The sequence below is a fragment of the Lactobacillus sp. ESL0228 genome (genome assembly GCF_003692825.1).
Lineage (GTDB): Bacteria > Bacillota > Bacilli > Lactobacillales > Lactobacillaceae > Lactobacillus.
Window position 1 is genome coordinate 1 of the sequence record NZ_REHJ01000012.1, and the last position, 3,213, is coordinate 3,213.

Below are 3,213 nucleotides of genomic sequence, written 5' to 3' on the forward strand. Positions count from 1 at the left end.
AAGCACGGCAGCTTCCTACCCTCGCAGGCAGTCTCCCACCAACTACTCTCGGCGTTAAGAAGCTTAACTGCTGTGTTCGGCATGGTTACAGGTGTTTCCTTCTTGCTTTTGCCACCGTACTTTCTCTTTGAGCTTTTACACTCAAAACTAAATATAATCCACTACTTAAACCTTTAACTCTCTTCCCAAATTGCCTTCGCTTTTGGTCAAGTCCTCGACTGATTAGTACTAGTCCGCTCCAAACCTCACGGCTCTTCCACTCCTAGCCTATCTACCTCTTAGTCTTTGAGGTGTCTTACTACTTTCGTATGGGAAATCTCATCTTGAGGGGGGCTTCGCACTTAGATGCTTTCAGCGCTTATCCCTGCCATACTTAGCTACCCAGCTATGCCTTTGGCAAGACAACTGGTACACCAGCGGTATGTCCATCCCGGTCCTCTCGTACTAAGGACAGCTCCTCTCAAATTTCCAACGCCCACGACGGATAGGGACCGAACTGTCTCACGACGTTCTGAACCCAGCTCGCGTGCCGCTTTAATGGGCGAACAGCCCAACCCTTGGGACCTACTTCAGCCCCAGGATGCGACGAGCCGACATCGAGGTGCCAAACCTCCCCGTCGATGTGAACTCTTGGGGGAGATAAGCCTGTTATCCCCAGGGTAGCTTTTATCCGTTGAGTGATGGCCCTTCCATGCGGTACCACCAGATCACTAAGCCCGACTTTCGTCCCTGCTCGAGTTGTCTCTCTCGCAGTCAAGCTCCCTTATACCTTTACACTCTGTGAATGATTTCCAACCATTCTGAGGGAACCTTTGGGCGCCTCCGTTACTCTTTAGGAGGCGACCGCCCCAGTCAAACTGCCCATCTGACACTGTCCCATGCCTCGCTTAGAGGCCCTGGTTAGAGCAGCCATCAAACAAGGGTAGTATCCCAACATTGCCTCTGATAATACTGGCGTACTATCTTCTCTGGCTCCTACCTATCCTGTACATGTTTAACAGCTGCCCAATATCAAATTGCAGTAAAGCTCCATGGGGTCTTTCCGTCCTGTCGCGGGTAACCCGCATCTTCACGGGTATTATAATTTCACCGAGTCTCTCGTTGAGACAGTGCCCAAATCATTACACCTTTCGTGCAGGTCGGAACTTACCCGACAAGGAATTTCGCTACCTTAGGACCGTTATAGTTACGGCCGCCGTTTACTGGGGCTTCAGTTCGCTGCTTCGCTTGCGCTGACAGCTCTCCTTAACCTTCCAGCACCGGGCAGGTGTCAGCCCCTATACGTCGTCTTTCGACTTTGCAGAGACCTGTGTTTTTGATAAACAGTTGTTTGGGCCTATTCACTGCGGCTGGCTCTTACACCAGCACCCCTTCTCCCGAAGTTACGGGGCTATTTTGCCGAGTTCCTTAACGAGAGTTCTCTCGCTCACCTTAGTGTTCTCCACTCGACTACCTGTGTCGGTTTGCGGTACGGGTACGTTAGCTCTCACTAGAAGCTTTTCTTGGCAGTGTGACTTCCGAACCTTCGCTACTTTTATTTCGCTCCTCTTCACGCCTCATGCTTTTCTACAATAAGCATTTGACTCATTGTTACACTTGACGCTTGAACATGGTCTTCCAATCCCATGCGTTCTTTGCCTCCTGCGTCCCTCCTTCGTTGTTAACGATCTAACGCAGTACAGGAATTTCTACCTGTTGTCCATCGACTACGCCTTTCGGCCTCGCCTTAGGTCCCGACTTACCCTGGGCGGACGAGCCTGCCCCAGGAAACCTTAGTCTTTCGGCGGATAGGATTCTCACCTATCTTTCGCTACTCATACCGGCATTCTCACTTCTAAACGCTCCATTTATCCTCTCGATTAAACTTCTCCGCATTTAGAACGCTCTCCTACCACGCATTATTGCTAATGCATCCACAGTTTCGGTACTATGCTTAGCCCCGGTAAATTTTCGGCGCAGCGTCACTCGACTAGTGAGCTATTACGCACTCTTTTAATGATGGCTGCTTCTGAGCCAACATCCTAGTTGTCTACGCAACTCCACATCCTTTTCCACTTAGCATAGATTTTGGGACCTTAACTGGTGATCTGGGCTGTTTCCCTTTCGACTACGGATCTTATCACTCGCAGTCTGACTCCAGTGCTTTGATATCTGGTATTCGCAGTTTATCTGAATTCAGTAACCCCTGACGGGCCCTTCGTCCAAACAGAGCTCTACCTCCATTATCATCCTCGCACCAGGCTAGCCCTAAAGCTATTTCGGAGAGAACCAGCTATCTCCAAGTTCGTTTGGAATTTCACCGCTACCCACAACTCATCCCCGCAATTTTTAACTTACGTGGGTTCGGTCCTCCAGTGCGCTTTACCGCACCTTCAACCTGGTCATGGGTAGGTCACTTGGTTTCGGGTCTACATCAAATAACTCTTTCGCCCTCTTCAGACTCGCTTTCGCTGCGGCTCCGTCCTTTCATGACTTAACCTCGCTATTTAACGTAACTCGCCGGTTCATTCTACAAAAGGCACGCCATCACCCTTTAATGGGCTCTGACTACTTGTAAGCACACGGTTTCAGGTTCTCTTTCACTCCCCTCCCGGGGTTCTTTTCACCTTTCCCTCACGGTACTGGTTCACTATCGGTCACATGTTAGTATTTAGCCTTGCGAGATGGTCCTCGCTGCTTCAATCGGAATTCCTCGTGTTCCGACCTACTCAGGATCCTGCTAGCTGTCTCTTGGATTTCGCTTACGGGGCTCTCACCCTCTTTGGCTTACCTTCCCAGATAATTCTGCTATCCGCCTTACTCACTTTTTGCAGTCCTTCAACCCCAAACAATAAATTGCTTGGTTTGGGCTCTTTCCGTTTCGCTCGCCGCTACTTGGGAAATCGATTTTTCTTTCTCTTCCTGCAGCTACTTAGATGTTTCAGTTCACTGCGTCTCGCCCTTATTAGCTATTTATTCACTAATAAGTAATGCATCGCTGCATTGGGTTCCCCCATTCGGATATCTCCGGATCTTTGCTTACTTACTGCTCCCCGAAGCCTTTCGTGGTTCGTCACGTCCTTCTTCGCCTTCATGTGCCTAGGCATTCACCGTGCGCCCTTCTTTTCTTGACCTTACTTTAAGATACTCTCTCGGTCGCTCTTGCAATCTGTTCTCTTTTGATTGTTTCTCGGTTTTTTCTTGGATTATATTTAGTTTTCAATGTACTAACTC

Annotated in this window: 2 rRNA genes; both read right to left on the reverse strand. The window is 49.3% G+C overall.

The features are described from left to right. Positions 1-2: 2 nt before the first annotated feature. Positions 3-119 (reverse strand): 5S ribosomal RNA (gene rrf / locus F5ESL0228_RS08175). Positions 120-202: 83 nt separating this feature from the next. Continuing rightward, positions 203-3,113 (reverse strand): 23S ribosomal RNA (locus F5ESL0228_RS08180). Positions 3,114-3,213: the final 100 nt, after the last annotated feature.